The sequence below is a fragment of the Streptomyces aculeolatus genome, from assembly GCF_020400605.1.
Classification (GTDB): Bacteria; Actinomycetota; Actinomycetes; order Streptomycetales; family Streptomycetaceae; genus Streptomyces; species Streptomyces aculeolatus.
In genome coordinates this window covers 1-409 of the sequence record NZ_JAINRD010000118.1, presented here as the reverse complement: position 1 = coordinate 409, position 409 = coordinate 1, and the positions used below count along the sequence as shown (strand labels likewise).

General features: G+C 68.7%; 1 protein-coding gene. It reads right to left on the bottom strand.

Annotated elements, in window-relative coordinates:
* Nucleotides 1-409 (bottom strand): acyltransferase domain-containing protein (locus LG396_RS38970; protein ID WP_263980129.1); only part of this gene is annotated, 409 nt, incomplete at both ends.

Below are 409 nucleotides of genomic sequence, written 5' to 3'. Positions count from 1 at the left end.
TTCGTCACGACGCAGGGTCTCCACCACCGCGCACTGCGCCCCGGCCTCCGCCACCGTGTCACCGATGCCGGCAACCAGCACGGGGTGAGGACTGGCCTCCACGAACACCCCGGCACCCGCCTGTGCCAGTGCCTCGATCACCGGGGCGAACCGCACCGGCTCACGCAGATTCCGCACCCAATACCCGGCGTCCAACGTCGCGGTATCGGTCACCTCACCGGTCACCGTGGAACGGAACTCCACCGAGCCCGCCACCGGGCTGATACCGGACAGGGCCTCTAGCAGCTCGTCCTTAATCTCCTCGACCTGCGGACCATGCGAGGCGTAGTCCACGTCGATACGCCGCGCCCACACCCCGTCCGACTCACATCGGGCGAGCAACTCCTCCACCGCCGCACCCTCACCCGAC